We start from the raw sequence: 18557 nt of genomic DNA on the forward strand, positions 1-18557 counted from the left end.
AAAACATGTACGGTAATTCTTCAGACATTCACGGCTACAACGATGCGGATCTGGCGATCCGCACCGCTGCCGCCTCGCCGCATCAGCTGGTGCTGATGCTGTTTACCGGCTTGCAGGATGAGCTGGTACGGGCCAAAGGCCACATCGAAGCGCGCCGCTTTGAACGCAAAGCCAGCAGCATTTCTAAAAGCATCGATATCCTCAATGCGCTGACCAGCGCGCTTGACTATGAGCGCGGCGGTGAACTGGCGCTGCGCCTCGCGGCCCTTTACGACTACTGCGTTTATCGCCTGTATGACGCCAGCCACAACTTGTCCGTGGCGCAGATTGAAGAGGTCGAGAGCGTGCTGGCCACGCTGCGTGAAGGCTGGGAGGGCATGCAGCCATGACCCAGCAGCAGATTGTGGCGCTCGGCGATGCGCTGGAACAGGCGGCACAGGACGATAACTGGCCGCAGGTCACGCACATCGACAAACAGATTAATGCGCTGTTGCAGGATCTGCGCGATCGCAGCCTGAACGCGGCGACGCTGGCCCAGCTGAAACAGCTGCAGCAGCGCCATCTGCGCGTGGCCGATCAGTGCCGCACGCGCCTCGATCAGCTGCGCCACAAACTGCAGCAACACCAATCCCAGCGCGAAGGTTTACAGGCCTACGAACTGTTCAGCGATGAGACAGGAGGTGCGGAATGATTCCTGCACTACCGGTTTCCACCCTGCCGCAGACGGCGGAGACGCTAACGCCGCCCGCCGCCGCGCTGCCACTGCCGGGAAGCGCGCCGCTGCTGCCGGCATTCATGCTGGGCGGCAGCGTGACGCCGCCTGCGAGCGCGACGCCTGCCAGCGAAGCGCCTGCCGTGGAAGAGATGGCCGATCCGCAACAGCTGCTGCAGCTGCTGCTCGATCCGGCACTTGCGGCACCGATCGCCACACCCCCGGTGCAGCCGCTGCCAGGCACCGCGCCATCGGCAGCACCTGCTTTCCAGCCCGGCCTCGCCGCCACTGCCGCGTTAGCGCCCGCCGCGCAGAGTGTGCCGCCTGCGCCACAGCCGCTGACCAATCCGCAGCTGATGCGCAATAGCGCCAGCCCCGTCACGCCGGCGCAGCCGTTCAAACTGCGTACGCCGCAGGATGCGCGCGCCGCCAGCCAGCAGATTGTGGCGCTGATGCAGGCGCATCCGGAGGAGACGCTGGCGAAGGCGCTGCCGCAGCAGCATCCGATGCAGGCGCTGTCGCTGTTACAGGGCCAGCAGCCGGCCACGCCGGGCGGCATCAAACAGCCACCGTTGGTGTTGCCGGAGCAGCCGGAAGCGCGTGCCGCGACGCTGCGTGACGCGCTCGGCGAGCGTTTACAGCTGCAGGTTGAGCAGCGCAGCCAGAAAGCCACCATCCGTCTCGATCCGCCCAACCTCGGCAAGCTGGATATCTCGCTGCACTACGAGGGCGGCAAGCTGCAGGTGCAGATCCAGGCGGCGCAGCCGGATGTGTATCGCGCGCTACAGCAGGTGAGCCAGGAGTTGCGCGGCGCGCTGAGCGAGCACAACCAGGTGGCGGTTAACGTACAGATTTCGCAGCAGCAGCAGGGCGAACAGCGCCATGCGCCGCGTCAGTCGCCGTCGCAGGAGACGGTGCTGGCCAATAACAGTTTTGAAGAAGTGACGGGAGAACAACGTCACCACGACCTTTCCATACTGACAACGGTATAACTTTATGAAAACTAAAAATATGGCTATCGGCCTGGTGATGGTGGTATTCGGCTCCGTGCTGACCGCTGCGCTGGTGGTAGTCGGCACTCAGTTAATCAAACCCGCCAGCGAGGATGCCAGCGCGCCGCTTTCCCTGTTCGCCAGAAAGGAGAAAGCGCCGGAGGTGCACTATCTGGAAGTGAAAAATCAGGTCATCACGCTGAAGGGCAACACCGCGAAAGAGCGCTATCTGCTGCTGGATCTCGCGTATGTCGCCAACAGCGCTGCGGAGCTGAAAGCCACCGAAGAAAACCTGCCGAAGCTGAAAAGCGTGCTGGTGTCGATGTTCTCCGGCATGGAGTACGACACGGTGCGCACCATGTCGGTCGACGACATTCATATGCAGATGATGACGCGCTACGAAGGGGCCTTTGGTAAAAACCAGCCGTTTTCCGACGTGATGATCTCGAAAATGGTCTTCCAGTAAGGGGATGTCATGAGCGTATTCAACGAAGTGACCGAACTGACGCCGCAGGAAGAGAGCCGCTATCTGCAGCAGTGGCTGCCGCTGGTGAAACGCGTGGTGCGCCAGCTGGCGACCCAGGCGGATGCGGTGATGGATCGCGAAGATCTGGAACAGATTGCGCTGATGGGGCTGCTGGAGTCGCTGCGTCGCTACGGCCATCCGGATGAAAACTTTGCCGGTTACGCACTGCAGCGCGTGCGCGGCGCGGTGCTGGACCAGCTGCGTCTGCACGACTGGCGTCCGCGTCGTCTGCGGCAGAAAACCCACAAAATCAACGATGCGGTGCGCGAACTGACGCGTCGTCTCGGCCACGAACCGAGCGAAGAGGAGATTCGTCAGCATCTGAAGCTCAGCCATGAAGAGGTGCAGGAGTATCTGCTGCTGGAGTCGGCGAGCGCCATGGAGAGCTTTGATGAACTGCTGTCAGGTGACGGTCTGGGCAGCGCCATGAGCGGCCGCGCGCTGGAAGAGGAAGTGACTATTCAGCGCACGCTGAAGCGCGCGCTGGCGTCGCTGAGCGAACGCGAGCAGCTGATTCTCAGCCTCTACTATCAGCACGAAATGAGCCTGAAAGAGATCGCTCAGGTGCTGGCGCTGACCGAAGCGCGCGTCTGCCAGATCAATAAAAAGATCGCGGAAAAAATTAAACAATTCTTCGGATAAATATCATGCAGAAACTGATAGGAATTTTAGTGGTGCTGGGCAGCGTGGTGGGCGGCTATCTCGCCTCCGGTGGCCTGCTGAGCGCCTTCTGGCAGCCGGGCGAGCTGGTGATCATTCTCGGTGCCGGCGCTGGCGCCATGGTGATTGGTAACTCGAAAAGCGTGCTGAAAGAGATGTGGGCGCAGGTGCGCGGCGCGATGAAGAAAAACACCTACACCGCTGAGTTTCAGCAGCAGCTGCTGATGCTGCTGTTTGAACTGCTGGAGCTGGTGCAGGACGGCGGTCTGAAGGCGCTCGACGCGCACATTGAAGTGCCGGAAAACAGCGATCTGTTCCAGAAATATCCGCTGATCCTTGCCGATCGTACCTTCGTCGCCTTTATTTCCGACAACTTCCGCCTGATGGCGATGGGCAAGATCAACGAACACGAGCTGGAAGGCATTCTTGAGTCCGAGCTGCAGGCGGTGGAAGAGGATCTGCTCAAGCCGTCGCGCTCGCTGCAGCGCACCGCCGAAGCGATGCCGGGCTTTGGCATCTGTGCGGCGGTGCTCGGCATCATCATCACCATGCAGTCGATTGATGGCTCGATCGCCATGATCGGCGTGAAAGTGGCGGCGGCGCTGGTCGGGACTTTCCTCGGCGTGTTCTTCTGCTACTGCCTGCTCGATCCGCTGGCTAACGCCATGGAACAGAACATGAAGAAACGCCTGGCGGTGCTGGAGTGTATCCGTACCGTGCTGGTGAACCAGGTGGCCGGTAAGCCGACGCTGCTGGCGGTGGATGCCGGACGTAAAATGCTGCCGCTGGATACCAAACCGACCTTCGCCACGCTGGACGGCTGGGTGAATCAGCTGACTGAAGGTGCCTGATGAAAGCCGGTCAGCATCACACCACCATCATTAAACGCGGCAGCAGAAAAGCGCATCACGGGGCTCACGGCGGCGCATGGAAGGTGGCCTTTGCCGACTTCACGCTGGCGATGATGGCGCTGTTTATGGTGCTGTGGATCATGGGCGCCGTCACCGAAGACGAGCGTAAGGAGATTGTCGCGCAGCTTAACGGCACCTCGGTGTTTAACGGTTCCGGCTTTAATCCGTTCGATGTCGAAACCGGACGCGGCTCCGCCATCATTGGTGAAACGCTGGCGATTGCGCCGCCGACCGAGGGCGCCACCGTCAGTGACACCAGCGCGGAAAACAGCGACAACAACAGTAACGCCAGCCAGCCGCAGGAAGATCTGGACAGCGTGCTGTCGCGCTCCGACGCCGAGCTGGCGCATCTGCGTCAGCAGATCCAGAGCATCATCAACAGCTATCACGCCCAGAACCTGCTGACGCTGGAAACCCTGCCGCAGGGGCTGCGTATCCTGATTCAGGATGACCAGGATCGCATGATGTTTCCGCGCGGCAGCGGGGTGCTGACACCGTTTTATCAGCGCCTGCTGACCGAACTTGGTCCGGTGTTTAACCGTATCGACAACAAAATCATGATCAGCGGCCACACCGACGCCGCGCAGTACAGCGGCAACGCGGCGTACAACAACTGGAATCTCTCCGGTGACCGTGCGCTGGCGGCGCGGCGCGCGCTGGAGCGCGGCGGGCTGGAAAGCACGCGCGTGCTGCAGGTGAATGCCATGTCATCCCGTATGCCGCTGGACAAAGCCGATCCGCTCAGCGCACGTAACCGCCGTATTGAAATCATGGTGCTCACCGAGGCGGCCGCCGAGACGCTGTTTCAGTTTTATGGTCGCGAAGGGGAGAACGTGGTGAAACCCATCGCTGACCGCCTGCGATAACCTGTCAGTGCCTTTGAATCAACTGTTGATTCTACCGGTGGCGAAATCCACCGGTTTTTTTTTGCCTGTTTTTTGCTGCGGCAGACGCCGGGTAAACGAGGCGCGCCACGGCATGCCACGAAATGTTAAATATGTTAATAAGTAATTTGGCTTTAGTAAGCTAAATCATTCTTTTATGTGAATTTTGCCGGTGTGCGCACATTGCAATGCCCGGTGGCTTTGCCACAATTAGGCAACGTGGCTATCCGGAGAAAGAGTATGTCTGCCCAATCTTCCAGTCTGCTGTTACTGATGTCTTTCGCCGCCGGTACCTTTTCCGCGGGATCGTCAGGTAACCCGCAGCATTTAATGTTATCGCTGCCGTCCGGCGGTGTACCCAATAATCCGCTGCCGCTGATCATCTGGCCGTGCGTGGTGCCGGAAGAGGAGGAGGACAGCGCGGCCTGGTTTGAAAAAACCTTTAGCGCCAGCGGCTGGCCTGCGGCGTGGCGCGCGCCGATTTTTCCTTACACCCACTATCATCCCAACACCCATGAGGTACTGGGCGTCGGCGCGGGCTGGGCGGAAGTGCTGTTTGGCGGCGACAGCGGCCGCATGGTGACGCTGCGTGAAGGGGATGCGGTGCTGATCCCGGCCGGCGTGGGCCATAAACAGGTGTTTGCCTCCGACGACTTTTTCACCGTTGGCGCCTATCCTGAAGGGATGTCACCGGAAACCGTGCGCGACGAACCCTCCCGGCTGCGCGCGTCGAAAGAGCAGATCCAGCGCGTGCCGCTGCCGGATCGCGACCCGTTTACCGGCGGCGAAGGAGCAATGACCGAAATCTGGCTGCCAGTGGCGCAGCAGCTGATGCACCAGTAAGGTGCAAGGCAACGATTATCCGGCGCGGCTCCGCTTTTGGGGCGCGCGTGCCGTTGCGGCGGCGGGCCTCTGGCACACTTTGTGCAGGAAAGAAGTCAGGTCCTCTGACAAGCGCCGGGTAAATCATGAAAGCACGCGACCAGATAGCATCAACCTTCTACGATGAGATGTTGCAGAGCGACGGTCAGCACCGCGCTCACTATCAGCATTACTGGGAATGGTTACAACAGGCGGACAAAGAGGCGGTGGCGCGTAAACGTGAAGAGGCAGAACTGCTGTTTCATCGCGTTGGCATCACCTTCAACGTCTACGGTGACGATGGCGGTGCCGAGCGGCTGATCCCGTTCGACAGCGTGCCGCGCATCATTCCTGCCAGCGAGTGGGCGATGCTGGAACGCGGCATTCGCCAGCGCGTTCAGGCGCTCAACGCCTTCCTGCACGATATCTACCATCAGCAATATATTCTCAAAGCCGGCATCGTGCCGGCCGAACAGGTGCTGGTTAACGATCAGTATCAGCCCTGTATGCAGGATGTCGATCTGCATCGCCAGATCTACGCGCACATTACCGGTGTCGATATGGTACGCAACAGCGACGGTGACTATTACGTGCTGGAGGATAATCTGCGCACGCCGTCCGGCGTCTCCTACATGCTGGAAAACCGCAAAATGATGATGCGCCTCTATCCGGAGCTGTTTGCCGCGCAGCATATCGCGCCGGTGGAGCGCTATCCATCGCACCTGTTGCAGACGCTGCGCGAAAGCTCGCCGGTTAACGATCCGGTGGTGGTGGTGCTGACGCCGGGACGTTTCAACAGCGCCTACTTTGAACACAGCTTTCTCGCTCAGCAGATGGGCGTGGAACTAGTGGAGAGCGCCGATCTGTTCGTCAAAGACGGCGCGGTGCTGATGCGTACCACCGCCGGGCCGTGCAAAGTGGATGTGATCTATCGCCGCGTGGACGACGCGTTTCTCGATCCGCTCGCCTTCCGGCCGGATTCGATGCTCGGCGTGCCGGGATTACTGTCGGTATACCGATCCGGCAATGTGGTGCTGGCCAATGCGATCGGCACCGGCGTCGCCGATGACAAGTCGATCTATCCGTACGTGCCGGAGATGATCCGCTACTACCTTGATGAAGATCCGATCCTCAACAATGTGCCTACCTGGCAGTGCCGCAAGCCGCAGGATCTGAGCTACGTGCTGGCCAATCTGGCGCAGATGGTGGTGAAAGAGGTGCACGGTGCCGGCGGTTACGGCATGTTGATTGGCCCGGTCGCCAGCCAGCAGCAGTTGAGCGAGTTTCGCGATCGGCTGCTGGCGCGGCCGGATAATTACATCGCGCAGGATACGCTGTCGCTCTCCACCTGCCCGACTTTTATCGACAACGGTCTGGCGCCGCGCCATATCGATCTGCGGCCTTTTGCGCTGTACGGCGCGGATATCCGGCTGGTGCCGGGCGGCCTGACGCGCGTGGCGCTGACCGAAGGCTCGCTGGTGGTGAACTCGTCGCAGGGCGGCGGCACCAAGGACACCTGGGTGCTGGAGGATGACACATCATGCTAAGCCGGACGGCCAGTGGCCTTTACTGGATGGCGCGCTATCTGGAGCGCGCAGAACAACTTGCCCGGGTGCTGGATGTGACCCATCGCCTGTCGCTGATGCCGGTGCGCAATCGTCAGGGCGACGAACTGCTGTTGCCGCTCAACCTGACCGGCACGCGTCAGCTGTTTGAAACCCTCAACGGGCGCTGCACCATGCCGCAGCTTTTCAACTTCTTCGCGCTGGATGAGCGTAACCCGAGCAGTATTTTCAGCTGCTGGCAGGCGGCGTGGAACAACGCGCACGCGGTGCGCGGCAGCCTGTCATCCGAAGTGTGGGAGAGCATTAACTCGACGTGGATTGAGATGCGCAACACGCGCCGCCGCGGCATCTCGCCGGCCGGTGCCGACAGCTTCTTCGACTGGGTGAAAGAGCGTTCGCATCTGTTTCGCGGCGCGATGTCCGGCACGCTGCTGCGCGGCGATGCGCTGCGTTTTATCCGGCTTGGCACGCTGATGGAGCGCAGCGACGGCACCGCGCGGCTGCTGAGCGTTAACCAGCAGCTGCTGGAGCAACATCCCGACACGGTGCGGGAATATTACTGCCTCGACAGCCTGCTGCGCGCGGTGTCGGCGCGCGAGGCCTACAACGCCATCTTTAAGCAGCAACTGATGCCGCCGCTGGTCAACGAAATGCTGATCCTGCGCAGCGAAAGTCCGCGCTCGCTGCACTCCTGCATTGAAGAGATCGCCAGCCAGCTGGAGCAGATTGGCAGCAGCGGCGAGGATCGTCCGCGCTATCTCAGTACGGTCCTGCTGGCGGAGATGCGCTTCAGCACCTGGGAAAGCCTGACGCGCGACGGCCTGCAGCCGTGGCTGGACCATTTTCTCAGCCGCATCAACGCGCTGGCGGAGAGCATCAATCACACCTATCTGGAGGCGAAATGAGACTGAACATTGAGCATAAAACCTGGTACGCCTATGAGCAGCAGGTAAAACTCAGCACCCAGTATCTGCGCCTGACGCCGCAGAATTCGGTGCACCAGCAGGTGCTGTCGTGGCAGCTCGATCTGCCGTGTGAGGCGACGCGCACGCTGGATGCTTACGGCAACGTGCTGCACGTGCTGACGCTGGACAGGCCGCATCAGCGGCTGGAGTTTGCCGCGCGCGGCGTGGTCGAGATTCTGGATGCCAGCGAGCTGGCGCCGGATCCGCAGTCGACGCTGTCGCCGCTGGTGTTTCTGCGCGCCACGCCGCTGACCCAGCCGGACGGGGCAATCCGCGACTTCGCCCGGCGTTACTGGCAGGCGGAGAAACCGCTCGCCAGCCTGGAAAAACTTATGGACGAGCTGCTGCTGAAAATGCCGTACCAGCCCGGCAGCACGCAGGTAAGCGACAGCGCGGCGAAAGTGTTTGCTGCCGGCAGCGGCGTTTGCCAGGATCACAGCCACGTGTTTCTCGCCTGCTGTCGCAGCCTGGGGATCCCGGCGCGCTACGTCAGTGGCTATCTGTATACTGACAACGTTGAACACGTTGCTACCCACGCCTGGGTTGAAGCCTGGCTGGATGGCAGTTGGCACAGCTTTGATATCACCAATAACACGCGCAGTACGCGGCAGCATTTGCGGCTGGCGGTGGGCGTCGACTATCTCGATGCCTGTCCGGTGCGCGGCATTCGTCTGGGCGGCGGCGGTGAAGATATGCTGGCGGTGGCTGCGGTGCAACAGGTGCACGGGCAGCAGTAATCGGAACAGGCGTAACTATGACTTATTGTGTGGCAATGCGTTTATCGGCCGGGATGATTTTTGTCTCGGATTCACGCACCAATGCGGGCGTGGATCATATCTCCTCGTTTCGCAAACTGCATGTGTTTCAGGTGGATGATGAGCGCACGCTGGTGCTGCAAAGCGCCGGCAATCTGGCAACGACGCAGAGCGTGATGAGCCTGCTGCGGCGCAACTGCAACGACAGCGAACAACCTAATCTGCTCAATGGGCGTTCGCTGTACGACATTGCGCTGCTGGTGGGCGCCACGCTGCGTGAAGTGATTGCGCGCGACGGCGAGGAGTTTGGCGGCACGCTGCTGCTGGGCGGGCAGATTCGCGGCGAAGAGCCGCGGCTGTTCCAGATCTATCCGCAGGGCAACTTTATTGAAGCCAGCGTCGACACGCCGTACTTCCAGATTGGTGAGAGCAAATACGGTAAGCCAATAATTGATCGCGTGCTGCGCTATGAGACCTCGCTCAGCCAGGCGATGCAGTGTGCGCTGATCTCCATGGATTCGACGCTGGCGAGTAACATCTCCGTCGGCCTGCCGCTCGACGCGATGGTTTACCACAGCGACAGCTTCAGCGACAGCGAGCAGTACCACATCACCGAACAGCATCCCTACTTTTCCCAGATCCGCCAGCTGTGGAGCAAAGGGTTGCTGAGCGTATTCTCTCAGCTGCCGCCGCTCAAGCTCTGACCTGCTGCCCGGTCGTCACGCTGGCGGACCGGGCCGGGTTTGACTCACACCAGCTCATTGGCGCGCGCCGCCGTATTAATTCCGCTAATCCCTTTCAGGCCGAGCTTACGCAGAATTTTAATTTTATAAGTGCTGATGGTTTTACTGCTCAGCTGTAATTGTGAGGCGATCTCTTTATTACTCATCCCGGAGGCCAGTTTCACCAGCACAATCAATTCGCGGCGCGTTAAACTCATCAATTTCTCGCTTTCAATCAGCTCGGCGGCATCCGCCGCACTGTGCGTGACCGGATAAAAACGTTTTCCGCGCTCGACTTCTTTTATTGCTGTCAATAAAGTTTCCAAATCGCCGCGTTTACACACATAGCCTTCTACCCCTAACTGCAGGCAACAGCGTTGATAAAACAGGCTTTCTGAGGCGGTAAAAACAATGATTTTTTGCTGCGGCAAAATACGTTTAATGTCGGCAATCAGCGGAATGCCCGCGCGGCCGGGCATGGTCAGGTCCAGCAGCACCACGTCTGGCTGCGCATGATGTAATTCGCTAATCAATAAATCGCCTTTGTTGGCAATGCCCGCAACCGAATAGTCATAAGCGTGCAGCAGTGCCTGAATACCCGCACAGATTAATGGGTGGTCATCAACTATAAATACCGAATGAATCATATGTGTAGTCCAAAAATAAACAAAAAAAGAACGCAAGGAATAAACACCGATGAAAATTCATTAGCAGAGGTGTGACCAGATTAATTCATGGGTCTTAAGAATAAGATTTAAGTCCTGTCTGGAAAATTCTCATTTAAGGTAAATTTGACTTTTTTATGCGCCAGCACAAAGCGCGCCGATACTTTTTCCTGTCCGCATCTGCCGTGGTCATAAATCTGAAAACAAGCCGTTTTAACGTCAGGGGAATAAACCGCTGCGTATAAAAAGGTGCACCATGTTTTCCGTTGACCAGCTTCTCAATACTTACTGGCCAGGCCAGCAGCCAGCGCACTGGCAGAAAAGCCTGCTGAAGTGGGCGGTGCGTGAACAGGAGTTTCAGGACTTTGCCCAGCGCTATCCGCATCTGAAAGGGGTGGATATGGTGGAGCAGGTGCTGGAACACCTGGATGTGCGCTGTGAGCTCAGCGAACGCGACCTTGAACAGATCCCGACGCACGGGCCGGTAGTGATCGTCGCCAACCATCCGCTTGGCGCGCTGGACGGCCTGGCGCTGCTGGCGGCAGTATCGCAGGTGCGGCGCGACGTGAAAATCGTTGCCAACCGCATGCTGATGATGCTGGAGCCCATCAACAACCTGATGCTGCCGGTGGATAACATGGGCAACCGCACCAGCCGCGAGCAGCTGACGCGCATGCAGCAGCATCTCGACAATCAGGGCGCGCTGATCATCTTCCCGGCCGGTGAAGTCTCGCGCCTGTCCAGCCGCGGCGTGCGCGATCGTCACTGGCACCATAGTTTTCTGCGCCTCGCCGCCCGCGCCCGCGCGCCGCTGGTACCGGTGCACGTGGTCGGACGTAACAGCCTGGCGTTTTACGCCGCGGCGAAGGTGGCGGCACCGCTGGCGCTGCTGATGCTGGTGCGCGAAATGTTCCGCCAGCGCGGCACGCGCATCAAACTGCATATCGGCGAGCAGATTCCCTTCGCCAACTGGCACGATGGCCATACGCCGGGCAAAGAGCTGGCGAAGCGGCTGCGCAAGCATCTGTACCGCATCGGTCAGGGACGGCGCGGTCTGTTTCTTACTGAAGCCGCCATCGCCCGCCCGGAAGATCGCGCTGAGCTGAAAAAAGGGTTGCTGGAGAGTGAACGGCTCGGGACGCTGCCGGACGGCAAACAGATCTATTTGTGGCGGCGCAACGGGGCCAGCTGGGTGCCGCTGCTGCGTGAACTGGGCCGGCTGCGCGAAATCGCCTTCCGTGCGGTGGGCGAGGGCAGCGGCCGGCGGCGCGATCTCGACAAGTATGACGATGATTACTATCACCTGATTTTATGGGATGACGAGGCGCTGGAGATTGTCGGGGCCTACCGCTTTATTCCCGGCGCCGAGCAGCTGGCGCGACGCGGGCTGCAGGGCATCTACAGCGACAGCCTGTTCCACTATGACGAGCGCATGCTGCCGATTATTCAGCAGGGGCTGGAACTGGGGCGCAGCTTCATTCAGCCGGCCTACTGGGGCAAGCGCGGGCTGGATTATTTATGGATGGGCATCGGCGCTTACATTGCGCGCTATCCGCAGACGCGCTACCTGTTTGGCCCGGTATCAATCTCCGGCACCATGCCGCTGGCGGCACGCGATCTGCTGGTGGCGTTTTACCGTCTCTACTTTCCGACCGATCTGCCGCTGGCGAAATCGCGCCGCCCTTATCCGGCGTCGCTGCCGGAGGTGCTGGCGCAGTTCACCGGCGATAACTACGCCGACGATTTGCGGCGTCTCAAGCATTTGCTGGCTAATCTCGGTACCGCGATTCCGACGCTGTACAAACAGTATTCGGAAGTGTGCGAGCCGGGCGGCGTGCAGTTTATCGATTTCGGCAGCGATCCGGATTTCAATCACTGCATTGATGGTCTGGTGCTGGTCGATCTGTCACGCGTGAAACCCGCACGTTATGAGCGCTATATCGGCATGCATTTAACCTGAACGCGCCAGATGACGTCAGTTAATGCCACCTGACAGCACGCCGCCGGAGAATCTCCGCGCGGCGTGCTGTCAACTTTGCGCAATAAATCCACTATCCCACTGAACATTTTCTCGCCACTACCGATAACCACACTACCAACTTTTGTCTGCGGATGATTTGCGCTTGTAAGCGATGCGCTTTTGCGTTTAAGTCTGCCTGAAGATTAAGAATTATCTTAACTGCGCATCGAGACCAGGCCAGCATAGGCGAACAACAATGAACAATAACTCAGACGTAATGTACCGGCTACTGGTGCAGAGCGTGGTGGATTACGCCATCTACATGATTAAGCCGGATGGCACGGTGGCTAACTGGAACATCGGGGCGCAACGCGCCAAAGGCTATACCCCCGAAGAGATTGTCGGGAAGAATTTTGCGCTGTTTTACAGTGAAGAGGATCGGCGCAACGGCGCGCCGCAGCGCGGTCTGGCCATCGCCACCGCCACCGGGCGCTATGAAACCGAAGGCTGGCGCTATCGCAAGGACGGCAGCGCCTTCTGGGCGCACGTGGTGATCGACGCCATCCGCGATGAGTACGGCGAATTGCTGGGCTTTGCCAAAATCACCCGCGACTGCACCGAACAGCAGGCGCAGCAGCGTAAACAACAGGAACAGGAGCAGCGTTTCCGTTTATTGGTTGAAGGCGTAACGGACTACGCCATCTACATGCTCGACCTTGACGGCAACGTCGAAAACTGGAACGCCGGCGCGCAGCGCGCCAAAGGCTACGTGGCCGAAGAAATTGTCGGTCAGCACTTCTCGCGCTTCTACAGCGCACAGGATCGCCTGAACCATATCCCGGAACGCAACCTGACCACCGCGTTTAAAACCGGTCGCTTTGAAGACGAAGGCTGGCGCTATCGCAAAGATGGCAGCGCCTTTTGGGCGCATGTGATCATCGACGCGATTCGCGATGACGCCGGCAAACTGATCGGCTATGCCAAAATCACCCGCGACTGCACCGAACAGCAGGCGCTGCTGCGCAAGCAGCGTGAATACGAGAAAACCTTCCGCCTGTTAGTGGAAGGCGTGACGGATTACGCCATCTACATGCTGGATTTACAGGGCCGGGTGGTGAACTGGAACGCCGGCGCGCAGCGCGCCAAAGGCTACATGGCTGACGAGATCGTGGGCCAGCACTTCTCCGTGTTCTACGGCTCACCGGAACGTCAGGCGCGCACGCCGGATGCCAATCTGGGCATCGCGCTGAAAACCGGTCGCTTTGAGGACGAGGGCTGGCGCTACCGCAAAGACGGCTCCGCCTTCTGGGCGCATGTGGTGATTGACGCGATTCATGATGAAGAGGGCAAAATGATCGGCTTTGCCAAGATCACCCGCGACGTCACCGAGCGGCGTGAGCACGAGCAGCAGCTGCTGCGCGCGCGCGATCTGGCGCAGGCGCAGAGCGCCAAAATGTCGGAGCTTTCCGGCTTCCTCGACACCATCATCAGCAACATTCCCTCCTGCGTGATCGTCGAAGACGCCATCAGCCGCGAAATCCTGATGGTCAATGACAAAGCCGAGCAGCTGTTTGGCTTCAGTAAGTCGCTGATTATGCATAAGCGGCCGCACGAATGTATGTCGGCGGAACTGAGTGATTACTTCAACAGCCTGGCGGATATCGCGCTGCGCAGCGAAGGCATTCACGCGCGCGAGCAGCTGTTACTGACCGCCGGCGGTGAGCGGGTGCTGCACACCCGCGCCACTACCATCAGCGGCAAAGACATGCGGCAGAATTACGTGATGCTGATTGTGGAAGATGTCACCGATCAGCGCGAAGCCGATGCGCGCATTCGTCACATGGCGCATCACGATAATCTTACCAGCCTGCCGAACCGCATCCTGTTTCGCCAGAAGCTGAGCGAGGCGCTGCGTGTCGATCAGCAGCAGGGCCAGACCAGCGCCACGCTGTGTCTCGATCTGGATAACTTCAAGAACGTGAACGATGCGCTGGGGCATCAGATCGGTGACGATCTGCTGCGGGTGGTGGCGAAGCGGTTGCGCAGCGTACTGCGCGATCAGGACACGCTGGCGCGCATCGGTGGCGATGAGTTTGCCATCGTGCTGCCCAACGTGCGGAATGCCGATGAGGCCGCGATTGTGGCGCAGCGCCTGATCGAGGCGATCCGCCCGCCGGTGAATGTTGAAGGCCACAACCTGTCGGTCGGGCTGAGCGTCGGCATCGCGCTGACTTCGCAGGCCACCAATACGCCGGAACATATGCTGCGCTGCGCCGACATGGCGCTGTATGAAGCCAAGCGTAACGGCCGTAACCGCTATGAGCACTTTACGCTGGAGATGGATAATGTGGCGCGCAGCCGCCGGGTGATCGAGAACGATCTGCGCGAGGCGATCACCGGACGGCAGCTCAAACTCTACTATCAGCCGATCACCAACGAGACCGGCATCATTGGCTATGAGGCGCTGATGCGCTGGCATCATCCGATTAAAGGATTGATCATGCCGAATGACTTCATTCCAATTGCCGAAGAGACCGGGCTGATCCATATGCTCGGCGCCTATGCGCTGTACGAGGCTTGCCGCGAGGCGCAGAGCTGGGAAACCGAACAGTCGGTCTCGGTCAACCTGTCGCCGCTGCAGTTTAAGAACAGCTCGCTGGTGTCGGTGGTGGAGGGCGCGCTGCGCGAATCCGGCCTGGCGCCGCATCGGCTGGAGGTGGAGATCACCGAATCGGTGCTGCTGGATGATACGCTCGGCAATATCCGCACGCTGCAGAGCCTGAAAACGCTGGGCGTGCAGATTGCGCTCGACGACTTCGGCACCGGCTACTCGTCGCTCAGCTATCTGCGTTCGTTCCCGTTCGATAAGATCAAAATCGACAAGTCATTTATCAATGATATGGGCGACAGCCGCGAGGCGCTGGCGATCATCCGCGCGATTACCGGCATGAGCCGCAGCCTGGATATTCAGATCACCGCAGAGGGCGTGGAGAATAATGAGCAGTTTGTCCGCCTGCGCGAAGAGGGCTGTACGCTGTTCCAGGGCTACCTGTTTGGCCGGCCACAGCCGTCGGAGCTCAGACTGAAGGCGCTGGAGTAAGCACAAAAAAACGCCCGACGGAGTCGGGCGTTGTGCATGCTGCTGTGCATAATCTTTATTTTTTTTACTGGCCGTGGCCTTCGACGTTCATGCGGCCCAGATCTTTGTCCACCAGGAACAGACCTTCGCCTTTGTTGCCCACCAGCGCCAGCTTGTCCAGCACGGTTTTGAACAGCTTCTCTTCTTCGTGCTGCTCGGCAACGTACCACTGCAGGAAGTTAAAGGTGGAGTAATCCTGCGAAGTCAGCGCGGCGTGCACCAGCTCGTTGATTTTGCTGGTGATCAGCTGCTCGTGCTTCAGCGCTTCTTCCAGGACATCATTCAGCGAGTTCCAGCTTACCGCCGGCGCGGCGATGCTGCCCAGCACCGGCAGTGAACCGGCATCGCTGACGTAGTCAAACAGCTTCTGCATATGCTGCATCTCTTCGCGCGAGTGCATTTTCAGGAACGAGGCGGCACCTTCGAAGCCTTTGTCGCTGCACCAGGCACTCATCTGCAGATAGAGGTTGGCGGAGAAGAATTCGAGATTGAGCTGGTCGTTCAGGCGTGAGGTCATTTCAGCGGTTAACATGGCTGAGTCCTTTTTAATTTGTCAGGTGAAGTACGGCGAATTATGCATCAATCTATACTTTTTTGTGAAGGTTTTTTCGTAAAAAAGTTGAATTTATCTTATTGATTATAAATGGAATTATTCCGCTAGTTGAATGCGAAGAATTCTCAACTTTGACTAATTTTCATTCACAGTCCGCAGCACCGTTTTAGTGCAGCTGCGTTGCCTGCTGGCGGTGCAGCGCACAACCGCACCGATCACTTCTTCGCCAGTCAACCCGCCGATAAAATAAGCACTGGCGCGACCGGCAATAAACCTGGCACAGCGATATAAACGCTTATTCCGGCTGCTGCTTGTTACTGAACAAAATTAGCCATAGCGAAATTAAAGAAAGTGCGCGTTGGCATAAATCCTGCTTGGTTAATAGTTCCGTATATTGCAACCACGTCTGGCAGAAATAGGGCCAGCAGGAGAAAAGATGTCTGAAGAAAAAATCATGGCCGCGCCACAATCGGTCACGGCGAGCGCCGGAAATTATCTCGCGCTGATACTGGCAATACTGTTTTTTTCCGGTTTGCTTTATAAGGTCGAAGGCTTTAGCTGGCTGGGCGCGTTTGATTTCACCACGCTGGGCGGCAGCTTTGGCACCATCAAAGAGTCAGGTTCCACCTTTCTCGGCGCCGGTGGCATCAGCGCCAAAGCCGGCTTCCTGTTCGCGCTGTCGCTGGCACCCACTGTGATGCTGGCGCTGGGCGTGCTGGAGATTTTCACCCACTACGGCGCGATTCGTGCCGCCCACACGCTGCTGACGCCACTGCTGAAACCGCTGATGGGGTTGCCGGGACGCTGCGGCCTGGCGCTGATTACCGATCTGCAAAGTACCGATGCCGGCGCGGCGCTCACCAAAGAGATGGCGGATCAGCAGCAAATTGGTAAAAAAGAGCTGGTGGTGATGAGCGCCTGGCAATATTCCGGTGCCGGACTGATCAATAATTATTTTGCCATTGGTTCGGCGCTATTTGCGTCCATGAGTGCACCAATCATTATTCCGCTGCTGCTGATGTTTGTGCTGAAATTCGTCGGTGCGGCATTTGTCCGTTTTGTGTTAAACAGTGTTTATAAAAAGGATTTTGCTGATGTCAAATAACGTACAGACGCGGGTCAATAATAATCCGTTTGATATTTTTATTGTCGGCGCGCGTAAAGGCTTCCATATTGCTATTCACAATCTGATGCCCAATGTGGTGATGGCCTACGTACTGGCGGAAGTGCTGAATCTGCTCGGCATCATGCAGTTTCTTGGCCACGCGTTTGCACCGCTGATGGGGATTTTCGGTTTGCCCGGCGAGGCGATCACCGTGCTGCTGACCGCATGGCTGTCATCCTCGGCCAGCGTCGGGGTGGCGGTGAGCCTGATGGCGAAAGGCCTGCTGAGCGGTACCGACATCACTATCCTCGCGCCGGCGATTTTTCTTATGGGTTCGCAGTTGCAGTACATGGGCCGCCTGCTGGGCGTCGCTGATGTGCCGAAAAAATACTGGCCGCTGCTGATGCTCACCAGCATTATCAATGCGGTTATCGCTATGTTCGTGATGCGTTTTTTTGTTTAGGAGCGAAACGGTGTCCAGAGTTCTCGACCACTACCATTTTCTGCATGAAATCCCCGAGCTGGGGTTTCAGGAAGTTAAAACCTCGGCCTACATCGCCGGCCAGCTGGAACAGGCTGGCATTAAGGTCACGCGCGGCATCAACCAGACCACCGGCATCGTGGCAGAGATCGACAGCGGCGCGCCGGGCCCGGTGCTGGCATTGCGCGCTGACATGGATGCGCTCGGGCATGTGATCGACGGCGTTGCCTGCGCCCGCCATACCTGCGGCCATGACGGCCACTCGTCGGTGGTGCTGACCGCCGCGCAGGAGTTGCTGCAGGAAGGCGCTATTAAAAAAGGGCGGCTGAAGCTGCTGTTCCAGCCGGCTGAAGAGCTGGGGGCCGGCGCGCTGGCGATGATTGAGGGCGGCGCGCTGGATGACGTGGAGATGATCCTCGGCTTCCATTTGCGCCCGCTGGAGGAGTGCCAGGTCGGGCAGGCGACGCCTGCGGTGATCTATTCAGCGTGCAGCACGCTGGAGGCCACCATTAAAGGTGTTCCGGCCCATGCCGCGCGACCGCATCTCGGCGTCAACGCACTTGATGCAGCAGTCCAGGCGGTGCAGGCGGTGAACAGCATTCATCTGGCACCGGGCCTCACCTGGAGCGTAAAAGCGACGCGCTTCCTGTGCGACGCCGGCGTGACCAACTCGGTGCCGGACGAGGCGCGCGTGGTGTGGGATCTGCGTTCGCAGGAGAACGCGCCGATGGAACTGCTCAAAGAGAAAGTCAGCCAGGCGATTCAGCACAGCGTGGCCGCGCTGGGCGCAACCGCTGAAGTGGTGGTGCTGAAAGAGATGCCGGCGGCGGAAATTGATGCTGATGCCACCGCGCTGCTGAGCGCCGCGATTGTCGATGTGCTCGGCGAGCAGGGATTACTGGCGGCGAAAACCACGCCGGGCAGCGAGGATTTCTTCTACTATCCGGTGAAAAATCCGCAGGTGAAAGCCGGTTTCTGGGGGCTGGGAACCAATCTGGTGCCGGGACTGCACCATCCGCAGATGCGCTTTGAGCTGAGTTCGCTGGAGATCGGCGTGAAGATCTTCAAGGCGGCGGTGGTGCGCATGCTGGGATAACGCGC

19 protein-coding genes are annotated in these 18557 nt (G+C 59.0%); 17 read left to right on the forward strand and 2 right to left on the reverse strand.

Features of this window, described 5'->3' with window-relative positions:
• Window positions 1–5: 5 nt before the first annotated feature.
• The 12 genes from fliS (at window position 6) to OXR61_RS07675 (ending at window position 9535) form a co-directional block, all read left to right on the forward strand.
• Window positions 6–389, forward strand: a complete 384-nt coding sequence (fliS, locus tag OXR61_RS07620; protein ID WP_166711298.1) for a flagellar export chaperone FliS — start codon at window positions 6–8, stop codon at window positions 387–389.
• Window positions 386–691, forward strand: coding sequence for a hypothetical protein (locus tag OXR61_RS07625; protein ID WP_267411649.1), 306 nt, complete (start codon window positions 386–388; stop codon window positions 689–691). Before fliS ends, OXR61_RS07625 begins: the two co-directional genes overlap by 4 nt.
• Complete coding sequence (locus OXR61_RS07630) at window positions 688–1704, forward strand: flagellar hook-length control protein FliK (protein WP_267411650.1); 1017 nt, start codon at window positions 688–690, stop codon at window positions 1702–1704. Before OXR61_RS07625 ends, OXR61_RS07630 begins: the two co-directional genes overlap by 4 nt.
• A 4-nt stretch (window positions 1705–1708) precedes the next feature.
• Window positions 1709–2170: a flagellar basal body-associated FliL family protein gene (locus OXR61_RS07635; RefSeq protein ID WP_267411651.1), complete on the forward strand. Its 462-nt coding sequence runs from the start codon at window positions 1709–1711 to the stop codon at window positions 2168–2170.
• 9 nt (window positions 2171–2179) lie between these two features.
• A complete protein-coding gene (locus OXR61_RS07640) occupies window positions 2180–2872 on the forward strand; it encodes a FliA/WhiG family RNA polymerase sigma factor (protein ID WP_166711292.1) in 693 nt (230 codons plus the stop codon).
• Window positions 2873–2877: 5 nt separating this feature from the next.
• Entirely contained in the window at window positions 2878–3741 is an 864-nt protein-coding gene (gene motA, locus OXR61_RS07645; RefSeq protein WP_166711290.1) for a flagellar motor stator protein MotA, read from the forward strand.
• A complete protein-coding gene (lafU, locus tag OXR61_RS07650) occupies window positions 3741–4667 on the forward strand; it encodes a putative lateral flagellar export/assembly protein LafU (protein WP_267411652.1) in 927 nt (308 codons plus the stop codon). The genes motA and lafU overlap by 1 nt, the downstream gene beginning before the upstream one ends.
• A gap of 258 nt (window positions 4668–4925) precedes the next feature.
• Entirely contained in the window at window positions 4926–5528 is a 603-nt protein-coding gene (locus OXR61_RS07655) for a hypothetical protein (RefSeq protein ID WP_021507674.1), read from the forward strand.
• 125 nt (window positions 5529–5653) lie between these two features.
• Window positions 5654–7093: a circularly permuted type 2 ATP-grasp protein gene (locus OXR61_RS07660; protein WP_021507673.1), complete on the forward strand. Its 1440-nt coding sequence runs from the start codon at window positions 5654–5656 to the stop codon at window positions 7091–7093.
• Entirely contained in the window at window positions 7087–8016 is a 930-nt protein-coding gene (locus tag OXR61_RS07665) for an alpha-E domain-containing protein (RefSeq protein ID WP_021507672.1), read from the forward strand. Before OXR61_RS07660 ends, OXR61_RS07665 begins: the two co-directional genes overlap by 7 nt.
• Window positions 8013–8813: a transglutaminase family protein gene (locus tag OXR61_RS07670; protein WP_021507671.1), complete on the forward strand. Its 801-nt coding sequence runs from the start codon at window positions 8013–8015 to the stop codon at window positions 8811–8813. The genes OXR61_RS07665 and OXR61_RS07670 overlap by 4 nt, the downstream gene beginning before the upstream one ends.
• A gap of 17 nt (window positions 8814–8830) precedes the next feature.
• Window positions 8831–9535, forward strand: a complete 705-nt coding sequence (locus OXR61_RS07675) for a proteasome-type protease (RefSeq protein WP_031279727.1) — start codon at window positions 8831–8833, stop codon at window positions 9533–9535.
• 44 nt (window positions 9536–9579) lie between these two features.
• Here OXR61_RS07675 and OXR61_RS07680 read toward each other — a convergent pair whose 3' ends face one another.
• Window positions 9580–10200, reverse strand: coding sequence for a response regulator transcription factor (locus OXR61_RS07680; protein WP_021507669.1), 621 nt, complete (start codon window positions 10198–10200; stop codon window positions 9580–9582).
• A gap of 274 nt (window positions 10201–10474) precedes the next feature.
• Between OXR61_RS07680 and OXR61_RS07685 the strand changes: the two genes are divergently transcribed.
• A complete protein-coding gene (locus OXR61_RS07685; RefSeq protein WP_267411654.1) occupies window positions 10475–12178 on the forward strand; it encodes a GNAT family N-acyltransferase in 1704 nt (567 codons plus the stop codon).
• A gap of 256 nt (window positions 12179–12434) precedes the next feature.
• Complete coding sequence (locus tag OXR61_RS07690; RefSeq protein WP_241798025.1) at window positions 12435–15278, forward strand: bifunctional diguanylate cyclase/phosphodiesterase; 2844 nt, start codon at window positions 12435–12437, stop codon at window positions 15276–15278.
• Window positions 15279–15342: 64 nt separating this feature from the next.
• On the opposite strand, the gene ftnA is transcribed toward OXR61_RS07690, so the two are convergent.
• Window positions 15343–15849, reverse strand: coding sequence for a non-heme ferritin (gene ftnA / locus OXR61_RS07695; RefSeq protein ID WP_021507666.1), 507 nt, complete (start codon window positions 15847–15849; stop codon window positions 15343–15345).
• 457 nt (window positions 15850–16306) lie between these two features.
• Here ftnA and OXR61_RS07700 point away from each other — a divergent pair, with 457 nt between their 5' ends.
• The 3 genes from OXR61_RS07700 to OXR61_RS07710 are packed head-to-tail and all read left to right on the forward strand — an operon-like array spanning window position 16307 to window position 18552.
• Complete coding sequence (locus OXR61_RS07700) at window positions 16307–16975, forward strand: nucleoside recognition domain-containing protein (protein ID WP_267411655.1); 669 nt, start codon at window positions 16307–16309, stop codon at window positions 16973–16975.
• Window positions 16965–17438 carry a YjiG family protein gene (locus tag OXR61_RS07705; protein ID WP_021507664.1) on the forward strand — a complete coding sequence of 158 codons (474 nt, stop codon included), beginning with the start codon at window positions 16965–16967 and terminating at the stop codon, window positions 17436–17438. The genes OXR61_RS07700 and OXR61_RS07705 overlap by 11 nt, the downstream gene beginning before the upstream one ends.
• Window positions 17439–17448: 10 nt before the next feature.
• A complete protein-coding gene (locus OXR61_RS07710) occupies window positions 17449–18552 on the forward strand; it encodes a M20 peptidase aminoacylase family protein (protein ID WP_267411656.1) in 1104 nt (367 codons plus the stop codon).
• Window positions 18553–18557 lie beyond the last annotated feature (5 nt).

This window comes from Pantoea sp. GM_Pan_4 (genome assembly GCF_026541005.1).
In the GTDB taxonomy this organism is placed as follows: Bacteria; Pseudomonadota; Gammaproteobacteria; order Enterobacterales; family Enterobacteriaceae; genus Pantoea; species Pantoea dispersa.

Excerpts from the sequence above, each read along its gene's own strand:
- fliS (WP_166711298.1), top strand. The coding sequence starts at position 6 with ATGTACGGTAATTCTTCAGACATTCACGGCTACAACGATGCGGATCTG.
- OXR61_RS07625 (WP_267411649.1), top strand. The coding sequence starts at position 386 with ATGACCCAGCAGCAGATTGTGGCGCTCGGCGATGCGCTGGAACAGGCG.
- OXR61_RS07630 (WP_267411650.1), top strand. The coding sequence starts at position 688 with ATGATTCCTGCACTACCGGTTTCCACCCTGCCGCAGACGGCGGAGACG.
- OXR61_RS07635 (WP_267411651.1), top strand. The coding sequence starts at position 1,709 with ATGAAAACTAAAAATATGGCTATCGGCCTGGTGATGGTGGTATTCGGC.
- OXR61_RS07640 (WP_166711292.1), top strand. The coding sequence starts at position 2,180 with ATGAGCGTATTCAACGAAGTGACCGAACTGACGCCGCAGGAAGAGAGC.
- motA (WP_166711290.1), top strand. The coding sequence starts at position 2,878 with ATGCAGAAACTGATAGGAATTTTAGTGGTGCTGGGCAGCGTGGTGGGC.
- lafU (WP_267411652.1), top strand. The coding sequence starts at position 3,741 with ATGAAAGCCGGTCAGCATCACACCACCATCATTAAACGCGGCAGCAGA.
- OXR61_RS07655 (WP_021507674.1), top strand. The coding sequence starts at position 4,926 with ATGTCTGCCCAATCTTCCAGTCTGCTGTTACTGATGTCTTTCGCCGCC.
- OXR61_RS07660 (WP_021507673.1), top strand. The coding sequence starts at position 5,654 with ATGAAAGCACGCGACCAGATAGCATCAACCTTCTACGATGAGATGTTG.
- OXR61_RS07665 (WP_021507672.1), top strand. The coding sequence starts at position 7,087 with ATGCTAAGCCGGACGGCCAGTGGCCTTTACTGGATGGCGCGCTATCTG.
- OXR61_RS07670 (WP_021507671.1), top strand. The coding sequence starts at position 8,013 with ATGAGACTGAACATTGAGCATAAAACCTGGTACGCCTATGAGCAGCAG.
- OXR61_RS07675 (WP_031279727.1), top strand. The coding sequence starts at position 8,831 with ATGACTTATTGTGTGGCAATGCGTTTATCGGCCGGGATGATTTTTGTC.
- OXR61_RS07680 (WP_021507669.1), bottom strand. The coding sequence starts at position 10,200 with ATGATTCATTCGGTATTTATAGTTGATGACCACCCATTAATCTGTGCG.
- OXR61_RS07685 (WP_267411654.1), top strand. The coding sequence starts at position 10,475 with ATGTTTTCCGTTGACCAGCTTCTCAATACTTACTGGCCAGGCCAGCAG.
- OXR61_RS07690 (WP_241798025.1), top strand. The coding sequence starts at position 12,435 with ATGAACAATAACTCAGACGTAATGTACCGGCTACTGGTGCAGAGCGTG.
- ftnA (WP_021507666.1), bottom strand. The coding sequence starts at position 15,849 with ATGTTAACCGCTGAAATGACCTCACGCCTGAACGACCAGCTCAATCTC.
- OXR61_RS07700 (WP_267411655.1), top strand. The coding sequence starts at position 16,307 with ATGTCTGAAGAAAAAATCATGGCCGCGCCACAATCGGTCACGGCGAGC.
- OXR61_RS07705 (WP_021507664.1), top strand. The coding sequence starts at position 16,965 with ATGTCAAATAACGTACAGACGCGGGTCAATAATAATCCGTTTGATATT.